Source organism: Frigoribacterium faeni (assembly GCF_011761235.1).
GTDB classification, from domain to species: Bacteria; Actinomycetota; Actinomycetes; order Actinomycetales; family Microbacteriaceae; genus Frigoribacterium; species Frigoribacterium faeni_A.
In genome coordinates this window covers 49,798-75,554 of the sequence record NZ_JAAOYW010000002.1, presented here as the reverse complement: position 1 = coordinate 75,554, position 25,757 = coordinate 49,798, and the positions used below count along the sequence as shown (strand labels likewise).

Annotated in this window: 20 protein-coding genes; 7 read left to right on the top strand and 13 right to left on the bottom strand. The window is 74.5% G+C overall.

Annotation, left to right across the window (positions count from 1 at the left end; translation table 11 throughout):
• The first annotated feature begins 48 nt into the window (after positions 1 to 48).
• The 3 genes from FHR78_RS06835 to FHR78_RS06825 are packed head-to-tail and all read left to right on the top strand — an operon-like array spanning position 49 to position 6,133.
• Positions 49 to 1,698: a DUF3375 family protein gene (locus tag FHR78_RS06835; RefSeq protein ID WP_166759805.1), complete on the top strand. Its 1,650-nt coding sequence runs from the start codon at positions 49 to 51 to the stop codon at positions 1,696 to 1,698.
• Positions 1,695 to 2,582, top strand: coding sequence for a DUF4194 domain-containing protein (locus FHR78_RS06830; RefSeq protein WP_166759804.1), 888 nt, complete (start codon positions 1,695 to 1,697; stop codon positions 2,580 to 2,582). The genes FHR78_RS06835 and FHR78_RS06830 overlap by 4 nt, the downstream gene beginning before the upstream one ends.
• Positions 2,579 to 6,133, top strand: coding sequence for an ATP-binding protein (locus FHR78_RS06825; RefSeq protein ID WP_166759803.1), 3,555 nt, complete (start codon positions 2,579 to 2,581; stop codon positions 6,131 to 6,133). Before FHR78_RS06830 ends, FHR78_RS06825 begins: the two co-directional genes overlap by 4 nt.
• Before the next feature lie 95 nt (positions 6,134 to 6,228).
• Here the strand turns inward: FHR78_RS06825 and FHR78_RS06820 are convergent, their stop codons facing one another.
• The 5 genes from FHR78_RS06820 to FHR78_RS06800 are packed head-to-tail and all read right to left on the bottom strand — an operon-like array spanning position 6,229 to position 11,534.
• Positions 6,229 to 7,125 (bottom strand): citryl-CoA lyase, encoded by an 897-nt coding sequence (locus tag FHR78_RS06820; RefSeq protein ID WP_347878101.1) that lies wholly within the window; start codon positions 7,123 to 7,125, stop codon positions 6,229 to 6,231.
• Complete coding sequence (locus FHR78_RS06815; protein ID WP_347878100.1) at positions 7,122 to 8,390, bottom strand: CaiB/BaiF CoA transferase family protein; 1,269 nt, start codon at positions 8,388 to 8,390, stop codon at positions 7,122 to 7,124. The genes FHR78_RS06820 and FHR78_RS06815 overlap by 4 nt, the downstream gene beginning before the upstream one ends.
• Positions 8,387 to 9,937, bottom strand: a complete 1,551-nt coding sequence (locus FHR78_RS06810; RefSeq protein ID WP_166759802.1) for a tripartite tricarboxylate transporter permease — start codon at positions 9,935 to 9,937, stop codon at positions 8,387 to 8,389. The genes FHR78_RS06815 and FHR78_RS06810 overlap by 4 nt, the downstream gene beginning before the upstream one ends.
• Entirely contained in the window at positions 9,937 to 10,536 is a 600-nt protein-coding gene (locus FHR78_RS06805; protein ID WP_208393025.1) for a tripartite tricarboxylate transporter TctB family protein, read from the bottom strand. Before FHR78_RS06805 ends, FHR78_RS06810 begins: the two co-directional genes overlap by 1 nt.
• Positions 10,533 to 11,534 (bottom strand): Bug family tripartite tricarboxylate transporter substrate binding protein, encoded by a 1,002-nt coding sequence (locus FHR78_RS06800; RefSeq protein ID WP_347878099.1) that lies wholly within the window; start codon positions 11,532 to 11,534, stop codon positions 10,533 to 10,535. Before FHR78_RS06800 ends, FHR78_RS06805 begins: the two co-directional genes overlap by 4 nt.
• A 138-nt stretch (positions 11,535 to 11,672) precedes the next feature.
• On the opposite strand from FHR78_RS06800, the gene FHR78_RS06795 reads away from it, so the two are divergent.
• From FHR78_RS06795 to FHR78_RS06785, 3 genes are read left to right on the top strand one after another with little or no spacing between them, the layout of a single operon-like run.
• Positions 11,673 to 12,485: an IclR family transcriptional regulator gene (locus FHR78_RS06795; RefSeq protein ID WP_166759801.1), complete on the top strand. Its 813-nt coding sequence runs from the start codon at positions 11,673 to 11,675 to the stop codon at positions 12,483 to 12,485.
• A gap of 59 nt (positions 12,486 to 12,544) precedes the next feature.
• Entirely contained in the window at positions 12,545 to 13,210 is a 666-nt protein-coding gene (locus FHR78_RS06790) for an RraA family protein (RefSeq protein WP_166759800.1), read from the top strand.
• A complete protein-coding gene (locus tag FHR78_RS06785; protein WP_208393024.1) occupies positions 13,203 to 14,159 on the top strand; it encodes an NAD(P)-dependent oxidoreductase in 957 nt (318 codons plus the stop codon). The genes FHR78_RS06790 and FHR78_RS06785 overlap by 8 nt, the downstream gene beginning before the upstream one ends.
• 158 nt (positions 14,160 to 14,317) lie before the next feature.
• Here FHR78_RS06785 and FHR78_RS06780 read toward each other — a convergent pair whose 3' ends face one another.
• The 6 genes from FHR78_RS06780 to FHR78_RS06755 form a co-directional block, all read right to left on the bottom strand.
• A complete protein-coding gene (locus FHR78_RS06780; RefSeq protein WP_166759799.1) occupies positions 14,318 to 14,908 on the bottom strand; it encodes a small multidrug efflux protein in 591 nt (196 codons plus the stop codon).
• A 180-nt stretch (positions 14,909 to 15,088) separates the two neighbouring features.
• The gene (locus FHR78_RS06775; RefSeq protein ID WP_166759798.1) at positions 15,089 to 15,898 is read right to left on the bottom strand and encodes a MerR family transcriptional regulator; all 810 of its coding nucleotides are present in this window, start codon (positions 15,896 to 15,898) and stop codon (positions 15,089 to 15,091) included.
• 263 nt (positions 15,899 to 16,161) lie between these two features.
• On the bottom strand, positions 16,162 to 17,526 hold the full coding sequence (locus tag FHR78_RS06770) for an ABC transporter substrate-binding protein (protein ID WP_166759797.1): 1,365 nt from the start codon (positions 17,524 to 17,526) through the stop codon (positions 16,162 to 16,164).
• Positions 17,527 to 17,591: 65 nt separating this feature from the next.
• Positions 17,592 to 18,581, bottom strand: a complete 990-nt coding sequence (locus FHR78_RS06765) for a carbohydrate ABC transporter permease (protein WP_166759796.1) — start codon at positions 18,579 to 18,581, stop codon at positions 17,592 to 17,594.
• Between the two features lie 7 nt (positions 18,582 to 18,588).
• Positions 18,589 to 19,458 carry a carbohydrate ABC transporter permease gene (locus FHR78_RS06760; protein ID WP_166760700.1) on the bottom strand — a complete coding sequence of 290 codons (870 nt, stop codon included), beginning with the start codon at positions 19,456 to 19,458 and terminating at the stop codon, positions 18,589 to 18,591.
• Positions 19,459 to 19,595: 137 nt separating this feature from the next.
• Entirely contained in the window at positions 19,596 to 21,773 is a 2,178-nt protein-coding gene (locus tag FHR78_RS06755) for an alpha-galactosidase (protein WP_347878098.1), read from the bottom strand.
• Positions 21,774 to 21,975: 202 nt separating this feature from the next.
• Between FHR78_RS06755 and FHR78_RS06750 the strand changes: the two genes are divergently transcribed.
• Complete coding sequence (locus tag FHR78_RS06750; RefSeq protein ID WP_166759794.1) at positions 21,976 to 23,205, top strand: ROK family transcriptional regulator; 1,230 nt, start codon at positions 21,976 to 21,978, stop codon at positions 23,203 to 23,205.
• Here FHR78_RS06750 and FHR78_RS15605 read toward each other — a convergent pair.
• Both FHR78_RS15605 and FHR78_RS06740 read right to left on the bottom strand, forming a co-directional pair.
• The gene (locus tag FHR78_RS15605; RefSeq protein WP_166759793.1) at positions 23,112 to 24,608 is read right to left on the bottom strand and encodes a four-carbon acid sugar kinase family protein; all 1,497 of its coding nucleotides are present in this window, start codon (positions 24,606 to 24,608) and stop codon (positions 23,112 to 23,114) included. The two genes, FHR78_RS06750 and FHR78_RS15605, sit on opposite strands and share 94 nt — an antisense overlap.
• A complete protein-coding gene (locus FHR78_RS06740) occupies positions 24,601 to 25,635 on the bottom strand; it encodes a 4-hydroxythreonine-4-phosphate dehydrogenase PdxA (RefSeq protein ID WP_166759792.1) in 1,035 nt (344 codons plus the stop codon). The genes FHR78_RS15605 and FHR78_RS06740 overlap by 8 nt, the downstream gene beginning before the upstream one ends.
• Positions 25,636 to 25,757 lie beyond the last annotated feature (122 nt).

The following is a 25,757-nucleotide window of genomic DNA, read 5'->3' as shown; positions in this document are numbered from 1 at the left end:
TCCGTCGACATCCAGCACGGTCGGCGAGGCGCAGGAGGGGACGAGACGGTGGACGAGGCAGCAGCCCCCGGCGGCCCCCTGACCCGCGACGACGTGCGCGTCGTGTGGGAGTCCGACCCGACCTGGACCCTCCTCCGCAGCACGAACAGCCGCTGGGTCGTCCCCCTCTTCTCCGAGCACCTCGAGCAGGCCGAGGGCCCGGTGTCGGCCGACTGGTTCCACCAGCGGGTCGCCGACGCCCTGGAGCGCACCGCGGCCGAGCACGCCGAGGAGGCGCCGGTCCCGTCGCCCCCGGACGACCCGGCACCCGAGACGCGCACGCCCCCCGCCGATTACTGCCGGGGCTGGGTCGACGCCGGGTGGCTGGTCCGTACCCGCGCCTCCTCGGCCGACCCGGACGCCGCGCGCGACGCGGGCGACGGTCGCGCAGGCCGCGCGCAGTACCGGCTCTCGCCGCACGCGCTCCGCGCCCTGCGCGTGGTGCGCGAGCTCGTCGAGGCCGACAACGCGGTCTCCGAGGCACGGCTCGGCAGCATCGCGAACGCGATCCGGCAGCTCGCGGGCCTCGCCGACCCGAGCGTCGAGTCGCAGCTGGGCCGCATCGACGAGCAGATGGCCGAGCTGCAGCGACGACGCGACCGCATCGAGCAGCACGGCACCGAGCCCGTGCCGCTCGACGCCCTGGGCCGCCAGCTGAGCGAGGTCGTGCGCCTCACGGCGTCGCTGCCGGCCGACTTCCGCCAGCTGAGCGCGATGGTCGAGCAGCGGCACCGCGAGGTCGCCCGCCGTGCGGCCGCCGAGGGCGTCGGCAAGGGCGCGCTCGTCGACCAGTACCTGCGCGAGAACGACCTGCTCGAGCAGACGCCGGAGGGGCGCGCCTACCGCGGCTTCGCGCAGATGCTGTCGTCGCGCGAGCTCGACCAGATGCGCGCGGACATCGACGCGATCCTCGCCCAGCCGGACGCCGCCGCGCAGCTCGGCGAGCGGCAGCGGACGCAGCTCGAACAGCTCATCTCGTCGCTGCTCGCCGAGGAGCAGGCGGTACAAGAGACGTACGGCCGCTGGACGTCGTCGCTGCGACGGTTCCTCAGCCGGTCGAGCACCGACCGGCACCAGCGCCTGCTCACCCTCGCCGACCGGGCCCTCGACGCGGGCGCCGCCTGGGTCGAGCGGCGTCCCGGCGCGGCCGTCCTCGCCGAGGACGTGCTCGGGCTCGGCCCGCTCGACGCCGTCGACCTGACCCAGCTGCAGCCCTGGACCGAACGCGGCCGCCCCACCGTCGACGTCCAGGTGACCGAGGGCGACCTCGCCCTGCCCGAGGCCGACCGCGTCGCCCTCCGCCTCACCGCAGGCACCAGCCCCGCGGCGGTCGCCGGCACCGTCGACCGGCTGCTGGCCGACCGCGGCGAGGTGACGAGCACCGACGTCTGGCTCGCGACCGAGCCCGAGTTCCGCCGCCTCGGCCTCGTGCTGAGCATGCTCGACCTCGCCGTCGACCGGGGCGTCGTCACCGACGACCGGGAGTCGGTCGTGTTGACCGCCGACGGGGCAGGAGCGGGCCGCGAGGTCGTGCTGCCCCGACTCGTCTTCGCCCGCGCCGACGCGGACGGCCGTGCCCCGGCCGACGAGCGCGACCCGGCCGACGACCGGGCCGACGCCGACGCGCCCCCGCTGCACCTCCAGGGAGACCCCGCATGACCGACGCCCCCGCCGACACGACCCGCGACGCCGACGGCGCCACCACGGCCGAGGCCGACACGGCGGCCGACGCCGCCGCCCTCCTCGCCGCCCCCGGCACGCTCCCCCTGGCCGGACGCCGCGCACTGGTCACCCTGCTGACCCACCGTTTCGTCTCGCGGTCGAGGCAGAAGGAGGCGTGGGCCGGGCTCCTGGCGCACGAAGCCGACATCCGCGCCCGCCTCGCCGAGCTGTTCCTCGACCTCGAGGTCGACCACGCCCACGAGGTCGCGTTCAAGCGGCAGTCGGGCGGCGACGACGCGCCCGTCCTGCTGCGCCGCGAGAAGCCGCTGTCGCGCGACGCGTCCCTGCTGCTCGTGTTCCTGCGTCGCGAGCACGCGTACACCGACGGCGACGACGAGCCCGTGGTCGTCTCGCGCGACCAGGTCGCCGAGTTCCTCGGCCGGTTCCACGACGACACGGCCCAGGACGAGATCCGTGCCGACCGCCGCGTCGACGCCGCGATCGCCGCGATGGTCGCCCGCGACCTGCTCGAGGCCGAGCCCGACGACCCGCAGCTGTTCACCGTCTCGCCGGCGATCGTGCCGCTGGTGCGGCCCGAGCAGCTGCTGCACCTCGAGCGGCTCTACCTCGACGCGGCCGCGGGCACGGCCGACGGTGCGGACGCCGTGCTCGACCCCGACGACGAGCTGGGCGAGACGGAGGACGACGCGGCCGCCGACGCCGCGGACGACGACGCGCACGACTCGGCCGACGCGGCAGGCGACGCCCCGGACGACGCTCCGGGCGATCCCGCCGACGCGGCGGACGACCCCACCGCGGTCCCGCTCGACCTCGACCTCCCGCTCGACCTCCCCCGCGACACAGGAGCAGACCAGGCATGACCACCGCCTCCCCCGCCGACGCGACCACCGCCTCCTCGGCCCCCGCCGAGCCGCGCGAGGCCGAGCCCCTCACCCCCGCCCTCGACGTCGACGTCGAGCCCGACGCGGCGCCCGACCTCGGCATGTTCCACTCGGGCCAGTACCGCATCGAGCTGGTGCAGCTGCTCAACTGGGGCAGCTACTCGGGCCTGCACCGCATGCCGGTCGGCCGGGGCGGCATCGCGATCCTCGGCCCCACCGGGCGCGGCAAGTCGACGGTGCTCGACGCCATGAGCGCCGTCGTGATGCCGAACCCGCAGGAGTTCAACCGCGCCGCCCGCGACGACTCCCGCCAGCGCTCCGAGCGCACCGTCTACAGCTACGCCCGCGGCAAGACCGACGAGGTGCGCGACGCGGGCACCGACCAGACGACGACGCGGTTCCTGCGGCCGCTCGGCGAGGCGTTCGCGAGCGGGTCGGCCGTCACCTGGAGCACCGAGCTCGGCGAGACCCTCACGGCCGTGCGCCTCGCGTGGATCGGCCCCGAGACCGCCAGCCAGGACGAGGTCACGCAGTCGACGGTCTACCTGCTCGTCCGCGGCCGCTTCGACCTCAGCCGCCTCACCGAGGCGCGTCGCGACCCGACGAGCAGCTCGCCGCTGACGAAGAGCTCGCTCAGCCGGCTCGTCGACCCGGCGCACGACCTCGTCACGTACTCGCAGCCCGAACTGAGAGTGCGGCTCTGCGGCGTGCTCGGCATCGGCGGCAGCGACGAGTCGCAGCTCAAGGCGCTGACGCTGCTGCGCCGGGCGCAGGCGTCCAAGGGCGTGTTCTCGATCGACGAGCTCTTCACGCAGTTCGTGCTGACGCAGCCCAAGGCGCTGTCGCGCTGGGAGACGACGCTCGCCACCTACCGCGAGGCGTCGCAGCTCTACGACGTCTTCGAGACGACCCGCAAGAAGCTCGAGGTGCTCGAGCCCGTGCCCGCCCTGGCCGAGCAGTGGCGGGCCGCGGGCGACGACGCGACCGCGAAGCGCCGCCTGCTGGCCGAGGGCGACGAGGCGGGCGGCGAGCCCAGCCGGCTGCGCGTCTGGCTGGCCGAGAAGGTCGGCGACTGGGTGGGCGGCGAGGTCGACCGCGTGCAGGCCGCCAAGCGCGAGGCGACCGAGACGAGGAGGCGCGCGGCCGACGACGAGGAGGTCGCGCTCCGGGCCCGCGAGCAGGCCCTGGCGCAGATCGCCGACCTCGGGGGCGACCCCTCGCACTCGCTCCGCGAGCAGGTGCGCTGGGCCGAGGACGCGCTCGCGCGGGTCGAGGCGCAGCACCGCCGCTTCGCCGAGCCGCTCGAGGGCGTCGGCGAGGCCGTGCCGACGACGGCCGACGAGCTCGCGGCGCTCCGTGACCGGGCCGCGTCGCTGGCCCGGGACGAGGCGGCGGCCCGCCGTGGGCACGACGAGCTGCGCGGCGACCTCGCCGCCCGCATCGCCGAGACCCGGCGCGCGGTGGGCGAGCGCCAGCGGCAGAAGGAGTCGTTCGAGCGCCGCCGCAGCAACGTGCCCGACGAGGCCGTCGAACGTCGCCGCCGCATCGCCGACGGCACGGGCGTGCCCGTGTCGCGGCTGCCCTACGCGGGCGAGCTGATGGAGGTCGCGCCCGAGCACCGCGACTGGGCCACCGCGGTCGAGCGGGTCCTCGGCGACCTGGCCACGCACCTCCTCGTGGACGACGACGACTTCGCGGCCGTGCGCCGCTTCGTCGACGACGAGGACATGCGCGGGCGCGTCACGCTCGTGCCCGCGACGCCCGGGCTGACCGCGCGGCTGACGCCCGTGGCGCGCACCGTGCCCTCGATGCTCGTGCTCGACGAGGCCAGCCCGTTCCGCGGCTGGCTGCACGACGAGCTCGTCGCCGAGCGCAGCGTGCTCTGCGTCGAGGGCGCCGACGACCTCGACTCCCCGCTGCCCGAGGGAGCGCGCGGCGCCGTGACCCGCTCCGGCCTCCGCACCGGAGGTGGTCGTCGCGTCACGAAGGACGACCGCCGCCTCCGCTCGTGGATCGGCCTCGACAACGCCGCCCGCGTCGCCGAGCTCGCCGACGAGATCGCCGAGCTGACCCGGTCGCTCGACGCGGCCCGGGCCGAGTGGGACGCCGCCGAGACCGTCGCGGGCGCCCGCCGCCGCGTCGTCGAGACCGTCGAGCGCGCCGCCGGGACCGTCTGGTCGGACGTCGACGCCGCCCCCGCCCGCGCCCGGCTCGACGACCTGCGGGCGCAGCTCGACCGGGTCGCCCTCGAGCGCCCCGAGGTGGCGACGCTGCAGGCCGCGGCCGCCGAGCACGACGAGGCCCGGCTCGAGGCCGTGCGGCGCGGCGCCGAGGTGCAGCAGCTGCTCGACCAGCTCGAGCGGACGCACGCGACGCTCGTCGACATCGAGGACGCCTCCAGCGACGCCCTGCACGGCGCCGATCCGCTCGACGACGACGAGCGCGCCCTGCTCGCGTCGCTGCCGTTCACCGCGCCCCGCGAGGCGGCCGACGTCGAGCGCACCCGGCGCGAGGCCGCGGCCCAGCTGCGGTCGCAGGTCGACGCGCACGACCGCGAGCGCGGCCAGCACGAGCTGACCCTCGAGCTCGTCTTCGCGCGCTACCTCGAGCTCGACCGCAACGCGGGCGTCGACGCGACCATCGACAGCCTGCCCGCCGTGCTCGCGATCCACCGCGGGCTCGTCGAGGACGACCTGCCGCACGCGAAGCAGCGCTGGCTCGAGAAGGCCGGCAGCGACATGGGCGACAGCCTGCGGGCGCTGCTCGTGCAGATCGAGGAGGACGGCCACGTCATCCGGCGCGGCGTCCGCCCCATCTCGGAGGCGCTGCGGGCGATCGAGTTCCGCGAGGGCTCGACGCTCGACATCGAGCCGCGGCCCGTGTCGAACAGCGACCTCGCCGACTTCCGCCGCACCCTGCGGGAGCACATCGGCGACGGCCGGGCCGACGGAGGCGCGGGCGAGGCAGGCGCACCGGCCGGGTCGCGCGACCCTGCCGAGGTGGAGCGCCGGTTCCTCCGCCTCCGCCGCGACCTCGCCCACCTCGAGGAGCGCTCGAAGATCGGCGACGCCTGGCGCCGCCGGGTGCTCGACGCGCGCGAGCACGTGCAGTTCCGGGCGATCGAGACGCGGGCCGACGGCACGCAGATCGTGCACGAGGGCGTCGCGGGCAAGTCGGGCGGCGAGGGGCAGGAGCTGATCGCGTTCGTGCTCGGGGCCGCCCTGCGGTTCCGGCTGGGCGACGGCACCGACCGGGTGCCGACCTACGCCCCGATCGTGCTCGACGAGGGCTTCGTCAAGGCCGACACCGAGTACACCGGCCGGGCGCTGTCGGCCCTGCGGTCGCTCGGGTTCCAGCTGATCGTGGGCGCGCCCCGCGACAAGGTGGCCGCGTTCGAGCAGCACGTCGAGAGCGTCGCGTACATCTCGAGCGACCCGACCCGGCCCGAGCTGTCGCGCATCTGGCCGCTCACCATCCGCGAGGCGATGGAGGTCGAGCGCCACGGCCTCGACCCGGCCCTGCTCGGCTGACCTGCCGGGCGCCGAGTGGTCGGCGACGGTCCTTCCCCGGGCCTCGGGAGACCGTTCCTGACCACTCGGCGCCCGCCCCGGGCCAGGGGCCCGGTTCAGACGTCGCGCGTGGGCGGGCCCGTGTAGTCCGCGAGGAACCCCTTCGGCAGCGGGCCCTTGATGCGCTGGCCCGAGCGGGACTCCTCCCACGCGTGCGCGAGGATGCCGACCGACCGCGACAGCACGAAGAGCCCCCGCGCCAGCTCGGGCTCGATGCCGAGCTCGCCGTAGACGACGGCCGAGACGCCGTCGATGTTCATCGGCACGTCCTTCGCCGCCAGCTCGGCCTCGATCGCGAGCGCCGCCGCGAGGTGCCGGCCGGCCACGACGCCCTCGTCGCGGGCGCGCTCGACGAGCGCGAGCAGCGGGTCGCGTCGTGGGTCGCGCGGGTGGAACCGGTGCCCGAAGCCCGGCACGAAGGCGCCGCGCGCCTTGTGGTCGGCCACGAGGGAGGCGGCGAGCTCGTCCAGAGGACGCCCGGCGCCCTGCCCCTCGGGCCCGCCGAGGTCGTGCGCAGCGACCATCTCGTCCAGCAGGGCGACGCACTGCTGGCCCGCGCCTCCGTGGGTGTCGCCGAGCACGGCCACGCCGTTGGCGATCGCCGAGTTGAGGCCGACGCCGCAGGTCGCCGCCATGCGGGCGCTCGCGATCGACGGCGCCTGGGGCCCGTGGTCGACGCTGGCGACGAGCGCGGCCTCGAGCAGGGCGGCCTGCTGCCGGGACGGCAGCTCGCCCCGGGTCATCAGCCACACGGTGCTGATGAAGTCGACGGTGCCGATCAGCTGCTGCACGGGGTAGCCCCGCAGCTCGATGACCCCGGGCTCGATCTTGGTGATCGCGGTCGACCACCACGCGGTCGTCGACGCCAGGCGCGACTCGAGCCGGGCGTTCTCGGCCCGGGCGGCGGCGAGCTGCTCCTCGAGCGACGCCGAGCCCGCGTCCTGCGCGCTCACACCGCACCTCCCTCGTGCAGCTCCCGGATCTCGTCGGCGTCGTAGCCGAGCTCGGCGAGCACCTCGTCGGTGTGCTCGCCCAGCAGCGGCGGCGACACGGTGGGCGTGCCGGGCACGCCGTCGATGCGGATGCCGTGCCCCATCACCCGCAGGGGGTCGTCGCCCGCGGCTCCGCCGGGGAACGGCAGCTCGTGCACTAGGCCGCGGTCGCGCACCTGCGGGCTGTCGAGCATCTCGGCGACGGTGAGCACGGCCGCGGCGGGCACCCCGGCGTCGCTGAGCACGGCCTCCCACGCGAGCGCCGGCCGCGACGCCAGCGCGGCCTCCAGCTCGACGGTGAGCGCGGCCCGGTGGGCCTTGCGCGCCTCCCGCTCGGCGAAGCGCGGGTCGGCGACGAGGTCGGGCCGGCCGACGACGCCGCAGAGCAGCTCGAACTGCTCCTGCTTGTTGGCGGCGATGTTGAGGGCGCCGTCGCCGGTCGCGAAGGTGCCCGACGGCGCGGCGGTGCCGTTGTCGTTGCCGAGGGCACGCGGCTCGGTGCCGGCGACGAGGTGGTTCGAGACGACCCAGCCCATCGCGGTCGCGGCGGTCTCGAGCATCGACACGTCGATGACCGAGCCGACGCCGGTGCGCTCGCGGCCGAGCAACGCCGACGAGATGGCGAAGGCCGCCGCGAGCCCGCCGAGCGTGTCGGCGATCGGGTAGCCCGCGCGCAGCGGCGCGGTGTCGGGGGTGCCGGTGACGCTCATCATCCCCGAGCTGCCCTGGATGATCTGGTCGTAGGCGGGCTTCGACCGCAGCGGCCCGGTCTGCCCGAAGCCCGAGATCGCGGCGTACACGAGACGCGGGTTGATGGCCCGCAGCGTGTCCCAGCCGAAGCCGAGCCGCTCGAGCACGCCGGGCCGGAAATTCTCGAGCAGCACGTCCGCCTCGGCGACCGCCCTGCGGAGCACCTCCGCGCCTCCCTCGGTCTTCAGGTCGACCGTGAGCGACCGCTTCTGCGCGTTCTGCGCCAGGAACGAGATGCCGAGGAGGCGCCCGTTCAGCTCCGAGGACGCGCCCAGCTGTCGGGCCAGGTCGCCTCCCTGCGGCGTCTCGACCTTGATCACGTCCGCACCGAGCAGGGCCAGCTGGTAGGCGGCGTAGGGCCCGGCGAGCACGTTCGTCATGTCGAGCACGCGCACGCCGTCGAGGGGTCGCGGACCGGGCGCGGCGAGCGGGGACTCGGCGGCGTGCGGTGCGGTCAGGGGTGGGGCGTCGGTCACGCGTCTTCTCTCTGTTCGGTGTCTCGGACGGCGGCGGCTGCCGGCCTGGCGGCCCGGCGCCGGGCGCGGATCTTCGTGACCGCGGCTCCCGCGACGGCGAGGAGCAGCACCACGTAGAGGGTCACCGAGATGCCGCTCGAGACGAGGATCGCCGGGTCGCCCTCGCTGACGAGCAGGGCCCGGCGCAGCTCGGTCTCGGCGAGCGGGCCGAGGATGATCGCGATCAGCATCGGCGCGACCGGCAGGCCGTAGCGCCGCATGAGGAACCCGATCAGCCCGATCACCGTGACGAGCACGAGGTCGAGGATCTTGCTGCTCGTCGCGTAGACGCCCAGCATCGCGAAGACGGTGATGCCCGCGTAGAGGTAGTGGCGGGGCACCTTGAGCAGCTTCGCCCAGAGCGGCGCGAACGGCAGGTTGAGGATGAGCAGCACGACCATGCCGACGAAGAAGCTCGCGAGCAGCGCCCAGACGAGGTCCGGCGCACGGTCGAAGAGCAGCGGCCCCGGCTGCAGGCCGTACTGGCGGAACGCGGCCAGCAGGATCGCGGCGGTGGCCGACGTCGGCAGGCCGAGCGCGAGCAGCGCGCCCATGGCGGTGCCGGCGGTCGCGTTGCCCGCCGCCTCCGGACCGGCGACGCCCTGGATGGCGCCGCGGCCGAACATCGAGCCCTTGCCGCGCTCGGCGAGACGCCGCTCGGTGCCGTAGGCGAGGAACGTCGGCACCTCGGCGCCGCCGACCGGGATGATGCCGAACGGGATGCCGATGGCGGTGCCGCGCAGCCACGCGGGGGCGGCCTTGCGCAGCTCGCGACGCGAGAGCCAGAGGCGGCCGGTCGACGGCAGCAGCTGCGTCTCGTCGCGCGACCCGCGACGGGCGGCGACGCTGAACACCTCGCCGAGCGCGAGCAGGCCGACCGTGATGACGACGATGTCGATGCCGTCGAAGAGCTCGGGCACGCCCAGGGTGAACCGCGAGGCGCCCGAGATCGCGTCGATGCCGACGACCGAGATCGAGAGCCCGATGGCGAGGGCCGCGAGGCCGCGGACCACCGAGTCGGTGACGACCGCCGAGATCGCCACGAAAGCGAAGACGGCCAGGGCGAGGTACTCGGCCGGCCCGAACAGCGTGGCCAGCTCGGCGAGCCTCGGCGCGAAGAACACGACGAGGATCGACGCGATGATGCCGCCGATGAACGCGCCGATGGCCGAGGTGGCCAGCGCCTGCGCGGCCCGGCCGCTGAGGGCCATCTTGTGGCCCTCGATCGAGCCCGCGATGGCCGTGCTGTTGCCCGGCGTGTTCATGAGGATGCCCGAGATCGAGTCGCCGAACAGCCCGCCGAAGAGCACGCCGGCGAACATGATGAACGCGCCGATCGGGTCGAGCGAGAAGGTGACCGGCAGGAGGAGCGCGACGGCCATCGCGGAGCCGAGGCCCGGCAGCACGCCCACGGCGGTGCCGAGGACGGCGCCGATGAGCACCCAGAGCATGTTGATCGGCGTGAGGACGGTGGCGAAGCCGTCGCCGAGGTTCGCGAGCGACTCCATCAGAGGATCCCTCCCAGGACGCCCGGAGGCAGGTTGAGGCCGAGGCCGGCCGAGAAGGCGAGCTGCACGATCGACGAGATCGCGAGCGAGAGGACGATGTCGAACACGGGGCGCTGGCTGCCCAGGGCCCGTGCGACGCCCCAAAACAGCAGGGCGCCCGAGAGCAGCCAGCCGAGCGGGGTGAGCGCCGCGATGAACACGACGACGGTGAGCAGCGCGCCGAGCAGGGCGCGGTGGTTGCTCGTCGGCCGCAGGGGCTGCGGCTCGCCCTCGTCGTCGAGCACGAGCTCGTCGTCGGGCTGGCCGGGGGCGGCGGGCTGGGCGACCTCGACCACGTCGGCCTCGGGCTTGCGCAGCACGTCGACGGCGAGCAGCACCGCGAGCACGATCACGAGGGCGGCGACGAGCGCCGGGAACACCTGGGGCCCGGGCGACGCCGTGTTGGCCGGCACCTCCATGGCGACGGTGCCGAGCACGAGGCCGATCCCGATGACGAGCATGAGCGCCGGGACGATCAGCCCGGTGCGGCGGCGCCAGAAGCCGTCGGCGACGACGACGGCGCGACGGGTGACCGTGACGGTCCGGATGACGCCGCTCACAGGCCCAGCTCCTCGATGATCGCGTCGACGCGCGCCTGGTCCTCGACGATGAACTCGGCGAAGTCGTCGCCGGTCACCACCGCGGGCTCCCACGAGTTGCGGCGCAGGGTGTCCTGCCACTCGTCCGAGGCGACCATCTCGTCGATGATCGCGACGAGCTCGTCCCGCTGGTCGTCGGTGATGTCGGCCGGCGCGACGATGCCGCGCCAGTTCGGCAGGTTCACGTCGATGCCCTGCTCGATGAACGTGGGGGCGTCGATGCCGTCGACGGGCTCCTCGGCCGAGAGGGCGAGGGCGCGCAGGTTGCCGGCCTCGATCTGGTCGCTGAACTCGTTGTAGCCGCTGACGCCGATCTCGACGGTGCCCGAGAGCAGCGCGGTGAGCACCTCGCCGCCGCCCGGGTACGACACGTAGTTGATCTCGCCGGGGTCGACGCCGACCTCCTGGGCGAGCAGCCCGGCCAGCAGGTGGTCGGTGCCGCCCAGCCCGCCGCCGCCGATCGGGTGGCTGTGGGGCGCCTCCTGCCAGGCGGCGACGAAGTCGTCGATCGTCTCGTACGGCGAGTCCTGCGGCACGATGAAGACCTCGTAGTCCTCGGCCAGCTTGGCGATCGGCGTCGTGTCCGCGAGGCTCACGCTCGAGCCCTGCACGGTGATCGCGCCCTCCATGACCGTGCCGGTCATCATGAGGTTCGTCGGGTCGGGCTCGAAGTCCGCGAACTGGGTCAGGCCGATGGTGCCGCCCGCCCCGGGCACGTTGACGACCTGGACGTTGTTGACGATGGAGGCGGCCCGCAGCGCCTGCTGCGCCTCCCGGGCCGCGAGGTCCCAGCCTCCGCCGGGCGCGGCCGGGGCCATCACCGTCAGCTTGGCCCGGGGGTCGGCGCCCTCGGTGCCGTCGCCGGCGTCGACGGCGGCGAAGCCGACGAGCGCGGCGGTGACGGCGATGCCGACTCCCCCGAGCAGACGGCGTCGCGTCTCGGTGTTCGATCTGACCACGTTCACTCCCTTGTGACGTCGGACGGGCGCCCACTAGGTGGATGCCGGTGTCCGCCTGATGGTAGCTTCGCGTCGAGACATCGTGCAAGGCGGCGGTCCACCACGCCGGAGGCGCGGGTCGCGAGAGAGAGGTCGGCGATGGCCACGGAAGCGAGCGGGGTGCGCGCCGTCAGCCGCGCGCTCGACGTGCTGCAGGCGTTCACGCCCGAGCGCAGCACCCTGACGGTCAGCGACCTCGTCCGGGCCGTCGCCCTGCCGCGCACGACCGTGCTGCGCCTCGTCGACACGCTCGTCGCCGAGCGGATGCTGCAGCACGTCGGCGACGGCCGGGTCGCCGTCGGAACGCGCCTCATCCGGTGGGGCGCCTTCGCCGCCGCCGCCTGGACCGTCCCGACCGCCACCGCGTCCCGCATGGCCGCGCTCGCGGCGGAGACGGGCGAGACCGTCAGCCTCTACGTGCGCAGCGGCACGACCCGCGTCGTCGTCGCCCAGTCGCCCAGCCCGCACTCGCTGCGGCACGTCGTGCAGGTCGGCGACGAGCTGCCGCTGTGGATGGGCGCGGCCGGCATGGTGCTGCTCGCCGCCGTCGAGCCGCACGCGCTGCCCGACGAGCTGGCGGCCGTCGCCGCCTCCGTCGCGGCGGCCCGCACCTCGGCGGGCGCCGCCGCGGCAGCCGTGCCCCCGCCGGCGCCGGTCGACGAGGAGGCGGTGCTCGCGCGCGTCGAGCAGGCCCGGGCCGACGGCTGGTCGCTGTCGCACGGGGTCCGCGAGCCCGGCAACAGCGGCATGGCGGTCCCGGTCCCCGGTCGCGACGGCGGGCAGCCCGTGGCGCTCGCGCTCGGCGGGCCCACCAGCCGGTTCACCGACGAGGCGACCGCGAGGTTCCTCGGGGCGCTGCAGGCCGCCTCCTCGGACGTCGCCCGCACCGGGCTGCCGCCCGCCCTCGACTGACACCGCCCCGGCCCGGGCGACGTCGCCGCGGGCTGCCACCCCGATCGACAGGAGCGACGATGCCCCAGCCCGACCACTCCCAGCAGCCCGACCAGCAGCAGCCCGACCCCCAGCAGCCCGACCGCGGACGACCCGACGAGGTGGCCCCGGCCCGGCCTGCCGCCGGCGAGCTGCCCGTCGCGACGATCTCCGACGCGATGGAGCGCTTCGGCGTCGCCGACGGCATCCGCCCCCTGTGGCGCGGGGCCGCCGTCTCGGGCCCGGCCTTCACCGTGTGGACGCGGCCCGGCGACAACGCCGGCCTGCACGCCGCGTTCGAGCGGATCCGCCGGGGCGAGGTGCTCGTCGTCTCCGGCGGCGGCGACGAGACCCGGGCGCTGATCGGCGAGCTCGTGGCCGAGAAGGCCCTCGCGCTCGGCGTCGCGGGCATCGTCCTCGACGCGGCGGCGCGCGACGTCGTCGAGCTCGAGCGGGTCGGCGTGCCCGTCTTCGCCCGGGCCGTGACGCCCGCCGGCCCGTGGAAGACGGGCCCGTTCCGCCTCGGCGAGACCGTGGCCGTCGGCGGGGTCGCGGTCGCGCCCGGCGACTGGGTGGTGGGCGACGACGACGGCGTGGCGATCGTGCCCGCCGCGCGCGTCGACGAGGTCGTCGCGGCCACGCACGAGCTGCTGCGCGGCGAGGGCGAGCGGCGCGAGGCGAACCGGCGGCTGGTCCCGCGTGGCTGACGACGGCGCGGGCACCCGCCCCGTCGTCTGGGTGCCGGGGCGGATCGACGACGCGGTCGTCGTCTCCCTGGCGGAGTGGGCCGACGTGCGCCTCGGCTGGGGCGCGACCGCCGCCTCCTGGGCCGACGTCGCCCCGGAGGTGCAGGGCGTCCTGCTGCGCACCGCCCGCGTCGACGGGGCGATGATGCGCGAGGCCCCGCGCCTGCGCATCGTGGCCCGGCACGGCGTCGGGCTCGACACGGTCGACGTGGCCGCGGCGGCCGAGCTCGGCGTCGAGGTGACGACGACCCCTGCCGCGAACAGCCGCTCGGTCGCCGAGCTCGCGGTCGCGCTGCTGATGGTCACGCGCCGCGGTCTCGGCCCGGCGCTCACGGGTGCCGGTGGCGGCACCTCCGCATCCTCGTCGACCGACCGCTCCGGGATGACGGGACGCGAGCTGGCCGGCGCCACCCTCGGCCTGCTCGGCCACGGCCGCATCGCGCAGCTCGTCGCCGGCGTCGCGCGCGACGGCCTCGGCATGCGCGTCGTCGCGCACGACCCGCACCTCGACGACGCCGCGATCCGGGCCGCGGGCGCCGAGCCGGCCGGTCTCGACGACCTGCTCCGCGCCTCCGACGCCCTCAGCGTCCACGTGCCCCTGACCGACGCGACCCGCGGCCTGGTCTCGACCCGCGAGCTGGCCCTGCTCCCGGCCGGAGCCGTCGTCGTCAACACCTCGCGCGGCGGCGTCGTCGACGAGGAGGCGCTGCTCGCCTCGCTCGAGTCCGGCCACCTCGCGGGGGCGGGCCTCGACGTCACGACGGTCGAGCCGCTGCCCGCCGACCACCCCCTGCGGCACCGCCCCGACGTCGTGCTCACCCCGCACGTCGGCGGGCAGACCCACGAGGCGATGTCCCGCGTCGGACACGAGGCCGCCGACCACCTGCGGCGGGTCCTCCTCCCCCGCTAGCCGCCGAGAGCCCCCGGATCGACCTTCCAGGTCCGCCGGCAGGTCGATCTGTGGCCTCTCACCCCCTCCAGGACGAGGTGAACCGTCAGAGATGGCTCTTCCCGGGGGCGGCAAGAGCCTTTTCTGACGGTTCACCGACCGTCGGCGGAGTTGCCGGGCTAGCCGACGGCGGAGAGCACCCCGGTGGCGATCAGGGTGGTCAGCGTCGTCCAGACGGCGATGGCCACGGCCTGCCAGAGGATCACCCACGTCCTCGGCACCCCGGACGCCACGAACGTCGCCGCCGTGACCATGGTGGGCAGGGCGAGCGGGGCCAGGAGGCTGGCCCCGGGCACGCCGAACCTCACCAGCCAGCGACGCAGCCTGGCCTTGCCCTTCTTCTCGGACACGGCCGCGGTGGTGTCGGCCGACCCGGCACCGGCGGACTCGGCCGACCCAGCGGTCTGCAGACCGCGAGCCGCGCGCCGACGCACCAACGCCTCCCTGATCCGCGACCCGAGCAGCACCACGCCGACGACGCAGAGCAGGTTGCCGGTGAAGGCGGCCAGGGCCGCGACCGCGGGGTGCAGCCCGCCGAGGATGCCGAGCACCGACCCCAGCTCGCCCTCGACGAAGGGGACGGCCGCGGCGAGCGCGATCAGGAGCGGCTGGACCGCCTCGGGCACCTGGTCGACGAGTCCTCGGAACCAGGCGAAGGGTCCGTCGGGGTCGGTGGCAGCCGAGGAGGCGGTGAGGACGATGCGGGACATGGTGGTCTCCAGAGAGGGGGGAAGAACAGGGCGGAGGGGGGATGCCGCGCGACCGAGCAGCGGCTCAGTCGCGCCGGGACGGCAGCACGACGTCGACAGGGAGTGTGTTCGAGAGCACGGAGGCGGCGACCGCGACGGCCTCGCGGGTGGCGGCCCCCCGCTCCCCGCGGCCGATCTCGGTCATGGTCGTGCCGTCGGGTCGGGTCCAGGCTCGGCCGGTCCTGCTGCGTCGGCCGCGTCCAGGGCGGCGTCGAGCGCCGCGAGCTCGGCGTCCTTCCCGGCCGAGACCAGGTAGGCGCGGTACGGCACCTCGAGCTGCGCCTGGTTGTAGAGCTGCGTGACGGCTGCGCCGACGGTGGCGGTGGCCGACGCCGCCCCGTGCACCGCCTGCGTGCCCGGTTCGGCGAGCCACGGGTACTCGTCGAACAGCCGGCCCATGGCGGGGCCGAGCGCGGCGCCGAGACGTCGGCGCGTCTCGCGGTCCGCGTCGGCGGGCAGGGCGTCGAACGCGTCGTCGTCGGAGGTGCGGTGCTCGTCCCGCAGGATCGTCCGGAGGTCGTCCATCGCCGACTCGTCGAAGACGCGCGACCAGATCATGACGAGCGACCGGTCGGCCTCGCTGAGGCCGCTGCCGACGTCGCTGAAGCCGGCGGGCAGCTCGGCCGCCGCGCGGTGCTGCAGGATCAGGGCGAGCTCGCCGCGGATGCGCTGCAGCCGTTCGATCGTGGCCGCCAGTTCCGAGTCGAGCACCCGGAGCGCGGCGTCGGGGTCGTCCCCGGCGTGCCCGACGGCCTCGATCTGCGACAGCGGGACCCCGAGGTCGGTCAGCCGCGTGATCTGCAACAGCCGGACCAGGTGCCGCACCTCGTACTGCTTGTAGCCGTTGCTGAGCCGCTCGGGCTCGTCGAGCAGCCCGAGCTGGTGGTAGTAGCGGACGCTCTTGACGGTGGTGCCGGCCATCTCGGCCAGCTGGCGGGTGCTCCAGGCCACGGGGCGCCTCCTCGTCGGTGTCTGGTCCGACGGCGGGTGTCGCCGTCGACTACGAGTAGAGACCCTGCCCCTGGGGCACGGTCAAGCTCCGTCGCCGAGAAGGTCCGACAGCGACTTGCCGAGCGGTCGGCACCGGTCCTCCCGCCGCACGGGAGGGGCCGTTCCCGACCACTCGCTCCCTCGGGCGGGGCCACAACGACGGAGGCGCGGTGCAGCACCTGCTGCACCGCGCCTCCCGAGGGCACCCGGCCGGGCCCCTCGGCTCAGTCGTTCGCGAAGAGCTGGTCGACCTCCCCCGACGCGTCCGCGAGCGACTCGGGGTCGGACTGGCCGATCAGCACCGACTCCATCGCGGGCTCCATGACGGCGAGCACGTCGAGCCAGTGGTTGGCGATCGGCGCCAGCTCGGTCTCGCCCGCGGCGACGGCGTCGTAGTAGGTCGAGACGTCGATGCCGGCGTCGGCGAAGGCGGTCGCGGCCTTCTCGCTCGAGCTGTTCAGGGCGGGGAACACGACGGCGGCCTCGGCCACCACGTCCTGGCAGGCGGCCGACGAGAGGTAGCCGACCCACTTCTTCGACAGCTCGGGCTGGTCGGTCGTCGACAGCACCGAGTCGGCCAGGCCGTTCAGCACGCCGGCGCGCTCGCCGTCCGGGCCCTTGGGCAGCGGCGCGATGCCGGCCTCGACGCCCTCGAAGCTGAAGTACGTCTTGGCGTTCCAGCTGCCGTCGGTGGCGAGCGCGTAGCGGCCCGCTCCGAACGCCTCCTGGATTCCGACGCCCGACGACGCGGCCTGGTAGCTCGGCATGTAGCCCTTCTCGATCAGGCCCTGCCACCACTCGATCGACTCGACGAACTTCTCGTCGTCGTAGTTGAAGTCGGTGCCGAAGGGGTTCTTGTCGGCGTAGGTCCAGTCGTTGCTCAGCGCGTAGGGGCTCCACTGCGTCTGGCCGAAGGCGCCGATGCCCGACTTCGACTTGAGGCCGAGGCCGTAGACGGCGACGTTCGACGCGTCGAAGCCGGGCTCGTCGCCGCGGACGCCGTTCGCGTCGACCGACAGGTGCGCGATGGTCTGCTCCCAGGTGCCGCCGTCCTCCGGGTTCCAGCTGAGGTCCTGCAGCGACTCGGGCGTGAGGCCCGCGTCGGCGAGGTACTGCGCGTTGTAGATGGTGGCGACGGTGTCCCAGTCCTTGGGCAGGCCGTAGCGCTCGCCGTCCTCGCCGACCCAGAGCTCGGGGATGCCGGCCTGGTAGTCGTCGAAGTCGATGCCCTCGCTCTCGACGACGTCGTCGAGCGGCAGCAGCTGGCCGGTGCTCGCGAGCTGCGGGAAGAACGACGCGTGGTTCGTGATGACGTCGGGGGCGTCGCCGCCGACGAGGCTCGTCGTCAGGGTCTGGAAGTAGTCGTCCCAGCCGAACTGCTGGATGCTCACCGTGCTGCCGGGGTTCGCGGCGGCGAAGTCGGTCGCGCACTGCTCGTAGGCGGGCTGCTGGTTCGAGTCCCACAGCCAGTAGGTGATCTCGCCCGAGGCGGAGTCGCCTCCGCCGCTGCCGCCGGCGCAGGCGGTCACGGCGAGCATCGGGAGCACCGCGATCGCGGCGGCGAGGCTCCTCTTCTTCGTGGTCTTCATTGCTGTCCCTTCGTCGTTGATGTGGATCAGTCGTGTCGGTGGTCGGGTGGGGTCGGGGGCGGCGGCTACTTCGTGCCCGAGTAGCCGATGTTGTTGATGACGCGGCGGCCCAGCACGGCGAAGAGCACGAGGATGGGCAGCGCGGCGATGAGCGTCGCGGCCATGAGGCCCGCCCAGTCGGGCCCGCCCTGGGGCGTCTGCGAGCGGAACACGCCGAGCGCGACCGTCAGCACCCGCACCTCCTCGGTCCTGCCGACCAGCTGCGGCCAGAAGTACTCGTTCCAGGCGGTGATGTAGGTGAGGATCGCCAGCGTCGTGATCGGCGCGGCGCCGAGCGGCAGGATCACCTGGAAGAAGCGCCGGAACGGCCCGGCGCCGTCGATGACGGCCGCCTCCTCCACCTCCCTGCTGATGCCGAGGAAGAACTGCCGCAGGAAGAACACGGCGAACGGCGTCATGAGCAGCGTCGGCAGGATGATGCCGGCGTAGGTGTTGAGCAGGCCCAGCTCGCGGATGGTGACGAAGTTGGGGATGGTCGTGAATATCGGCGGCACCATCAGCGCGCTGATGAAGGCCGAGAACACGAGGTTCCGGCCGCGCCAGCGCAGGCGGGCGAAGGCGTAGGCCGCCATGGCGCAGAACAGCACCTGACCGACGGTGGTGACCGTGGCGACGATCAGCGAGTTGCGCAGGTACGACCAGAAGTTGATCGAGGCCCCCGAGCCGCCCTCGGCGAGCGCCTCCTGCGTCGTCGCCAGGCCGAGCACTCGCTGGTAGGCGCCGAGGGTGAAGTCGACGGGCAGAAGCGAGCCGGGGTCGCTGCCGAGCGAGACGGTGGTCGAGAAGGAGGTGCGCAGCATCCAGTAGAAGGGGAACAGCGTCACCAGCATGACCAGGCCGAGCACGGCCCAGCCGAGGGCCTTGCGGGCCCGTCCGCCGCGGTGGCCGCGGCCGGGGCGGCGGTCGCGGGGCGGCCGGGGCGTGCGTCCGGCGCGGGTGCTGGTGGCGGGCTCGACCGCGGCGAGCTGTCCGGGGGGCGGTGTCATGGTCGTCATGGTCGGGTCATCCCAGGTCGGACTTGTCGGCGCGGGTCAGGCGCAGCTGGACGAAGGTGAACACGGCGAGCAGCAGGAACAACGCGAGCGCCATGGCCGAGCCGTAGCCGAAGTCGAAGCGGTTGAAGGCGATGTCGAAGATGTAGTAGTTGATGACGCGGGTGGAGTTGACCGGCCCGCCCTGCGTGGTCACCGCGATGGTGTCGAAGATCTGGAACGACCCGGTGACGGTGACGACGAGCACCATGGCGAGCACGGGCCGCAGCAGCGGCAGCGTGATGCTGCGGAACATCCGCGCCTCCGAGCCGCCGTCGATGACGCCGGCCTCGTACACCTCCTTCGGGATGGTCTGCAGCCCGGCGAAGATGAGCAGGGCCGTGTAGCCCATGTGGCGCCACACGTTGATGAGCGCGACGGTGGGGATCGCCCAGGCGCTCTCGCCGAAGAAGGCGACGCGGTCGAGGCCGGTCCAGTCGATGATCTCGTTCACGATGCCGAGCTGGAAGTCGAACATGTAGAACCAGACGAGCGCGGCGACGACGTTGGCGATGAGGTACGGCAAGATCACGATGCCGCGCACGACCATCGACTGCGTCAGCCGGTGCATCAGCACGGCGATGCCGAGGGCGAGCACGGTCTGCAGCCCGATGTTGATGGCCACGTACCAGGTCGTCGTGCCCAGGGCGTTCCAAAACAACGGGTCCTGCACCAGGCGCACGTAGTTGTCGAGGCCGATGAACTCGGGCGGCGTGAGCAGGTCGAAGTCGGTGAAGCTGTAGGCGAGGCCGCTGACGGCGGGCCAGACGAAGAACGCCAGGAACCCGATCAGCGCCGGTGCGACGAAGACCCAGCCGGCGATCGCCTCCTGTTTCTTCATGCCGAAGCGGCCCGGTCCGAACCGGCCCGGCCCGGGGGCGGCGGGTCGACGCCGAGGAGGCGCGGGTCGCGTGCCGCGTCCGGCGCCCGTCCCCGGTCCCCCGGCTCCCGAGGCCCCGCGCGTGGTGGTCGGTGCGGTCATCGTGCCGTTCCTTCCGTGTCGATCGCCGTGGCGCGCACGACGACGAGGTGCTCGGGGGCGAGGCCGGGCGCCTGCAGCCCGACGGTGCCGAGCGTGCGGCCGCCGAGCTCGGCGCCGGTGGTCCACCAGGCGGGGCCCGCGTGGTGGTTGTAGGCCTTGATGCGGTGGCCGGGCTCGACGACCTCGACCCGGTAGCGCCGGTCGGGGTCGAGGCCGGGCAGCCGCACGGCGCCGGGCGGGTTCTGGACGGTGGTCGCGACGGCGACGAACGAGAACAGGGCGGTCGCGGCGTCGGCCGACACGACGCCGCGCACCCAGTAGGCCGGGTCGGGGTGGTCGCCGCGCACGACGGTGCCGCGGTGCATCCAGGCGCGCTCGGCCTTGTAGAGCTCGATCCAGCGGGTGAGCTCGGCGAGCTCGTCGGGGTCGACGGCGGTGAGGTCGAGCTCGAGCCCGAAGTGGCCGAAGAGCGCGGTGCCGGCCCGGAACGCCATCTCGTGGCGTCGGTCGGTCGAGTGCGCGGGCGACGAGCCGACGTGCGAGCCGATCATCTCGGGCGGCACGACGACGCCGGTCCAGCGCTCGATGCGCTGACGCTCGAGGGCGTCGATGCAGTCGCTGGCCCAGATGCGGTCGCTGCGGCCGAGCACCTCGAGGTCGGCGCGGGCGCCGCCCGACGAGCAGGCCTCGATCTCGAGCGCGGGGAACCGGCGGCGCAGCTCGTCGACCAGCCGGTAGAAGGCGAGGGTCTGGTCGTGCACGCCGGCCCGGCCGGAGGCGGAGTGGCCGGCGTCGACGAGGTCGCGGTTGTGGTCCCATTTGACGAAGTCCACGGCGTGGCGGCCGATCAGCTCGCTCATGCTCTCGAGCACGTGCTCGTAGGCGCCGGGCGCGGTCAGGTCGAGCACCTGCTGGAACCGCTGGGTCGGCGGCTGGCGGTGGCCGGGCGACATGACCCAGTCGGGGTGGGCGCGGGCGGCGTCCGAGTCGGGGTTGATCATCTCGGGCTCGAACCAGAGACCGAACTGCATGCCGTGGCCGCGGACGCGCTCGACGAGCGGGTCGAGGCCGTCGGGCCAGACCGACTCGTCGACGGTCCAGTCGCCGAGCCCGGCCGACTTGTCGCGGCGGCCCTTGAACCAGCCGTCGTCGAGCACGAAGCGCTCGACGCCGACCTCCGCCGCGCGGTCGGCGAGGGCCAGCAGCGTGTCGACGCGCTGGTCGAAGTACACCGCCTCCCAGGTGTTGAGCACGACGGGCCGGGGAGCGGTCGGGTACCCCTCCCGGCCGCGGACGAACCCGTGCAGGCGGGCGCCGAGGTCGTCGAGGCCGTCGCCCCACGAGGCGTAGAGCCAGGGCGTCGTGTACGACTCGTCGCGGGCGAGGCGCACCTCGCCGGGCAGCAGCAGCTCGCCGCCGCCGACGACGGCGCGGCCGGTCGGCAGGCGCTCGGCGTAGCTGCGGTGGTTGCCGCTCCACGCGACCTGCACGCCCCAGACCTCCCCCGAGCGGAACCCGAACCCGGCGCGGCCGACGGCGTAGAGCAGCGACGCGTCGTGGCCGGTGCGGCCGTGGCGGCCCTCCGAGGCGTGGGTGCCGACGGTGAAGTCGTGTCGCTGCGGGCTCATCTCGCGCATGTGGCGCCCGGTGAAGTCGAGCACCTCCTGCGCCTCGGCCGGCACCGGCAGCGCGAGCACGAGGCCGTCGAGCGTGTAGACGTCGTCACCCGTGCTGGTGAGCGTCGCCCGGGTGCGCAGCACGCCGCCCTCGGCGAGCTCGACCTCGATCGCGAGCCGCAGCTCCACGGCCTCGTCGGCGAGTTCGACGACGACGCGGCGGTCGCCGACGCGCGGGTCAGGGGAGGCGGGGGTCGAGACCCGCGCACCGGCGAAGGCGGCCGAGAAGTGGCGTCCGTCGCGGTGCCCGCTGAGGCCGGGCGTGCCGTTCCAGCCCGTCGTCTGGTCGGGCAGCAGCCCGAGCGGCACGGGCACGTCGATGCTGTTCGAGACGATCTGCGGCACCGAGGTGCGGACGAGCTCGGCGAGCTCGGCGTCGCTCAGGGCGCCGAGGTCGCGGCCCCAGTGCACGATGCGGGGCACGGTGTCGCCGGCGGCGTCGAGGACGACGCTGACACCTCCCGATCGGAGGTGGAACAGACGGCTGGTGTGTGTCACGGTGGCTTCCTTGCCTCGGACCCGAGCGGGTGATCGACGATGATCGGCGTTGGTCATTATTGCTACGGAAAACACTCGGCGTCAACCCGCCGTGTCGACCGGTCCGGATCACTGCAGTCTCGGCACCTCCGGGCCGCTATGGTTACCGGCAGGGAAACGACATCCGTCCCAGCGTGACGGGTCTGCACAGAGGAGCACCACCATGGGGACACGCGAGACGACGCCGTCCACGATCGCCGTCGAGTCGGCCCGCAGCGTGGCCCGCGAGGTCGTCAAGAACGGCCCGCTGTCGCGCAGCGAGACGGCCCGGCGACTCGACCTCTCCCCCGCCAGCCTGACCCGCCTGACCAAGCCGCTCGTCGAGACCGGCCTCCTCATCGAGGGCGAGGACCGCGCCGACCCCCAGCACGGCCGCATCACCCGGCCGATCGACGTCTCGGCCGACCTCCGGTTCATCGGCGTCAAGGTCACCCTCGACGCGGTCCACGGCGTCGTCACGACCGCCCGCGCCGTGGTGACCGAGCGCCTGGAGGCGCCCCTCGACGCGACCGACCCGGCGACGGTCACCGAGGCGGTCGCCGACGTCGTCCGCCTCCTGCTGGCCCGCGAGCCCCGGGTCGTCGCGGTCGGCGTGGCCCTCGGCGGCCACTCGAGCGACGGCCGCGTCGTCGACGTCTCGCGCTCCCTCGACTGGCACGGCGTCCCGCTCGGCGACGACCTCGAGCGGGCGACCGGGCTGCCGACCGTGGTCGAGAACGACGTGCTCGCCCTGACGCAGGCGCAGCACTGGTTCGGCACGGCGCGGGGCCTGCGCGACTTCGCGCTCGTCACGGTGGGCGTGGGCGTCGGCTGTTCGCTCGTCATCGCCGACCAGGTCGTGCGCCGTGAGGACCCGGACACCCCCACCGTCGGCCACTACGTCATCGACCGCAGCGGCCCGGTCTGCCCCGACGGGCACCGCGGCTGCGCGATCGCCTACCTCTCGTCGCCGACGATGTGCTCCGCCGTCTCGCTCGGCCTCGGCCGCCCGGTCGGCTACGACGAGGTGCTGCAGCTCGCCGCGGACGGCGACGTCGTGGCGAGCCGCGTCGTCCGCGAGTCGGCCGAGGCCCTCGGCCGCCTCATCTCGGCCGTGTCGACGCTGACCGGCATCCAGAACGTGCAGCTGTCGGGCGAGGGCATCGGGCTGGCCTCCGTCGCCCCCGACGCCGTCGAGGCCGGCATCGCCGTCGACCGCCCGGCGTGGGCCCGCCCGCTGACGACGACCATCCAGCCGATGAGCTTCGACGAGTGGGCCCGAGGAGGCGCGGTGGTCGCCCTGCAGTCCTGGCTCGACCGCTACCCGGTCGCCTTCACGGCGGCCGCGCGGAACGCCGAGAGCGCCGCGCCGAGCGAGTCGTCCGTGCCGACGTTGCCCGGGAACACCGCGTAGGGCGTCGCCGACGCAGGCTGCCCGCCGGGCGCGACCCGCGCCTCCTCGTCGGCCGACCGCCAGACGGAGACGGCGCCGGGCAGCAGCGTGCCGAGCACGACCGCGCGGCGCAGCCCCAGGGCCTCGGTCGCGAGGTCGCTCGACGTGATGCCGCCCTTGCCGACGACGAACGACGGCCGGGCACGGGCCACGACGTCGCGGGTGAGGTCGACGAGGGCGCGCGAGACCTCGCGGGCGATGCGGAGGCTGTCGTCGCCGTCGTGCCCGTCGACGCGCACCCGCGACGTCGTCACGAGCACGTCGCGGTCGGCCAGGGCGGCGACCGCCTCCGCCGCCACGCGGTCGACCTCGGCGTCGCGGCGGTCGGCCTGCAGCAGCGTCGGCACGTCGACGACGATCGTGGCGAGCGACGGCCCGGCCTGCCCGCGCAGGTGCTCGACCTGCCGGGTCGTCAGCGGCACGTGCGAGCCGACGACGACGAGGCCGTGCCGCGTCGCGGGGTCGGCGGCGGCGACGTGGCCAGCGAGCTCGTCGGCGGTCAGCGCGGGCCGTGCCCCCTGGCCCACGAGCGGGCGCACGAGGCCGGGGCCGATGCGCCAGAGCAGGTGCCGACCGGTCTGCTCGGCGAGCGTCGCGGCGTCGACGATCCGGGCGAGGTCGTCGTCGGTCTCGGCGTCGACGACAACGTGGCGCCCGCCGCGCACGGCGCCGAGGGCTGCCGCGAGGGCGGCGGCGGGTCCGCGGACGAGCCCGAGGTCGAGCAGGACGACGTCGGCCGCGGCGACGCGTCCGTCAGAGCGCTCCTCGAGCCAGTCGGCGAGGTGCGACGACGAGTAGCCGAAGGTGGGGTCGTCGGCGAAGCTCGACCGCCCTGCGGGCACGACCTCGCCGCCCTCGCGGACGAGGTGCACGCCGTCGACGGTCGTCCGGCCGGCCGACGGGAACGCGGGCACCATGACCACGGCGTCGACGGGCGCGACGTCGGCCAGCTCGGCGACGATCACCTCGACCTCGTCGACGTGGTGGCCGCGCAGGGTCGAGTCGCCCCGGCTGACGAAGCGCAGGCCTGCGGCCTCGTCGCCCGCCGCGGCCAGCACCGCACGGACGACCTCGGCCGTCCGCGCCCGGGCCTCGGCACGGTCGAGGCTGCGGGTGTTCGTGAGCACCGCGAAGCCCGGCCCGGGCCGGTCGAGCGCCCAGCGCACGTCGCCGGGCTCCCACCGCGTGATGATCGGCAGGTCGGCGACGGTCTGCGTGCCGGTGGGGTCGTCGTCGAGGACGACGACCCGGCCGGGCCGACGAGTCGCCGTCGGGGCGGCGGCCGGGTCGTCAGCCGGGTCGGCCGACGCTCCGCCGCCTCGGCCGTCAGCCGACCCGCGCGCGGCCGCGACCTGCTCAGCCACGCGACCGGGCGTGGGCCGCGACGGCCAGGCTGCGTGCGAGGTCGTACGCGTTGCGCGTCGAGGCGAGGGCCGCCGTACCGGTGCCGACGCGGTCGAACGCGGTGCCGTGGGCGGGGGTGCAGACGGGCAGCGGCAGGCCGCCCTCGATGGTGACGCCGCCCTCGAAGCCGATCATCTTCATGGCGATCTGGCCCTGGTCGTGGTACATCGTCACCACGCCGTCGAACTGGCCGTCGCGGGCGCGGAGGAACAGGGTGTCGGCCGGGAACGGCCCCGTCGCGTCGATCCCCGCCTCGCGGGCGAGCGCGACGCCGGGGGCGATCTCGTCGATCTCCTCCCGGCCGAACGACCCGTTCTCGCCGGCGTGAGGGTTGAGGGCGCACACCGCGAGGCGCGGAGCGGCGACCCCGGTGCCCACGAGGGCGTCGTGCAGGAGGCGCGTGGCCGCGAGCACGGAGGTCGCGGTGACGAGGTCGGGCGCGTCCCGGTGCGCCACGTGCGACGTGACGCGCGAGGTCCACAGCCCGGCCATCGCGTTGAGCTCGGTCACGGTGCCGGCGACGTCGAGCCGGTTCTCGAACCAGCGCATCTCGTCCTGCTCGGTCATGCCCGCGAGGTGCAGCGACGACTTGTTGAGCGGCGCGAACACGAGCGCGTCGACCTCGCCCCGGTCGTGGGCGGCGAGCGCCCGCTCGAGGTGGGCGAGCGCCCAGCGGCCGCCGGCCTCGGAGGCGGCGGCGACCGGCACCTCCGTCAGGTCGAGCCCGGTGTCGACGACGGCGATGTGGCCGGCCTGCTCGACGGCCGCGCGGTCGGCGCCGTCGCCGGCGTGCGCGAACCCGCGGTCGAGCTCGGCGGCGGTCGTGAAGACGACCACGTCGTGCGCGTCGTCGGCGGCGAGCTCGGTGAGCAGGCGGGCGACGAGCTCGGGGCCGATGCCGGCCGGGTCGCCCGCCGTGAGGGCGATGCGCGGGCGGTCAGCGCGGGCGGCGAGGGTGTCGAGCTGGTCGAGTGAGGTGGACGTCATCGTCGGTTCTTCCGTTCGGGAGCAGCAGTCGCCGCCAGCCTATGCTTTCCACGCCGGAAAACACAGCCCGGCCTCGCCGCCCCTCTCGCCGCGCCCCTCGAGAGTCCCCAGATCGACCTCCC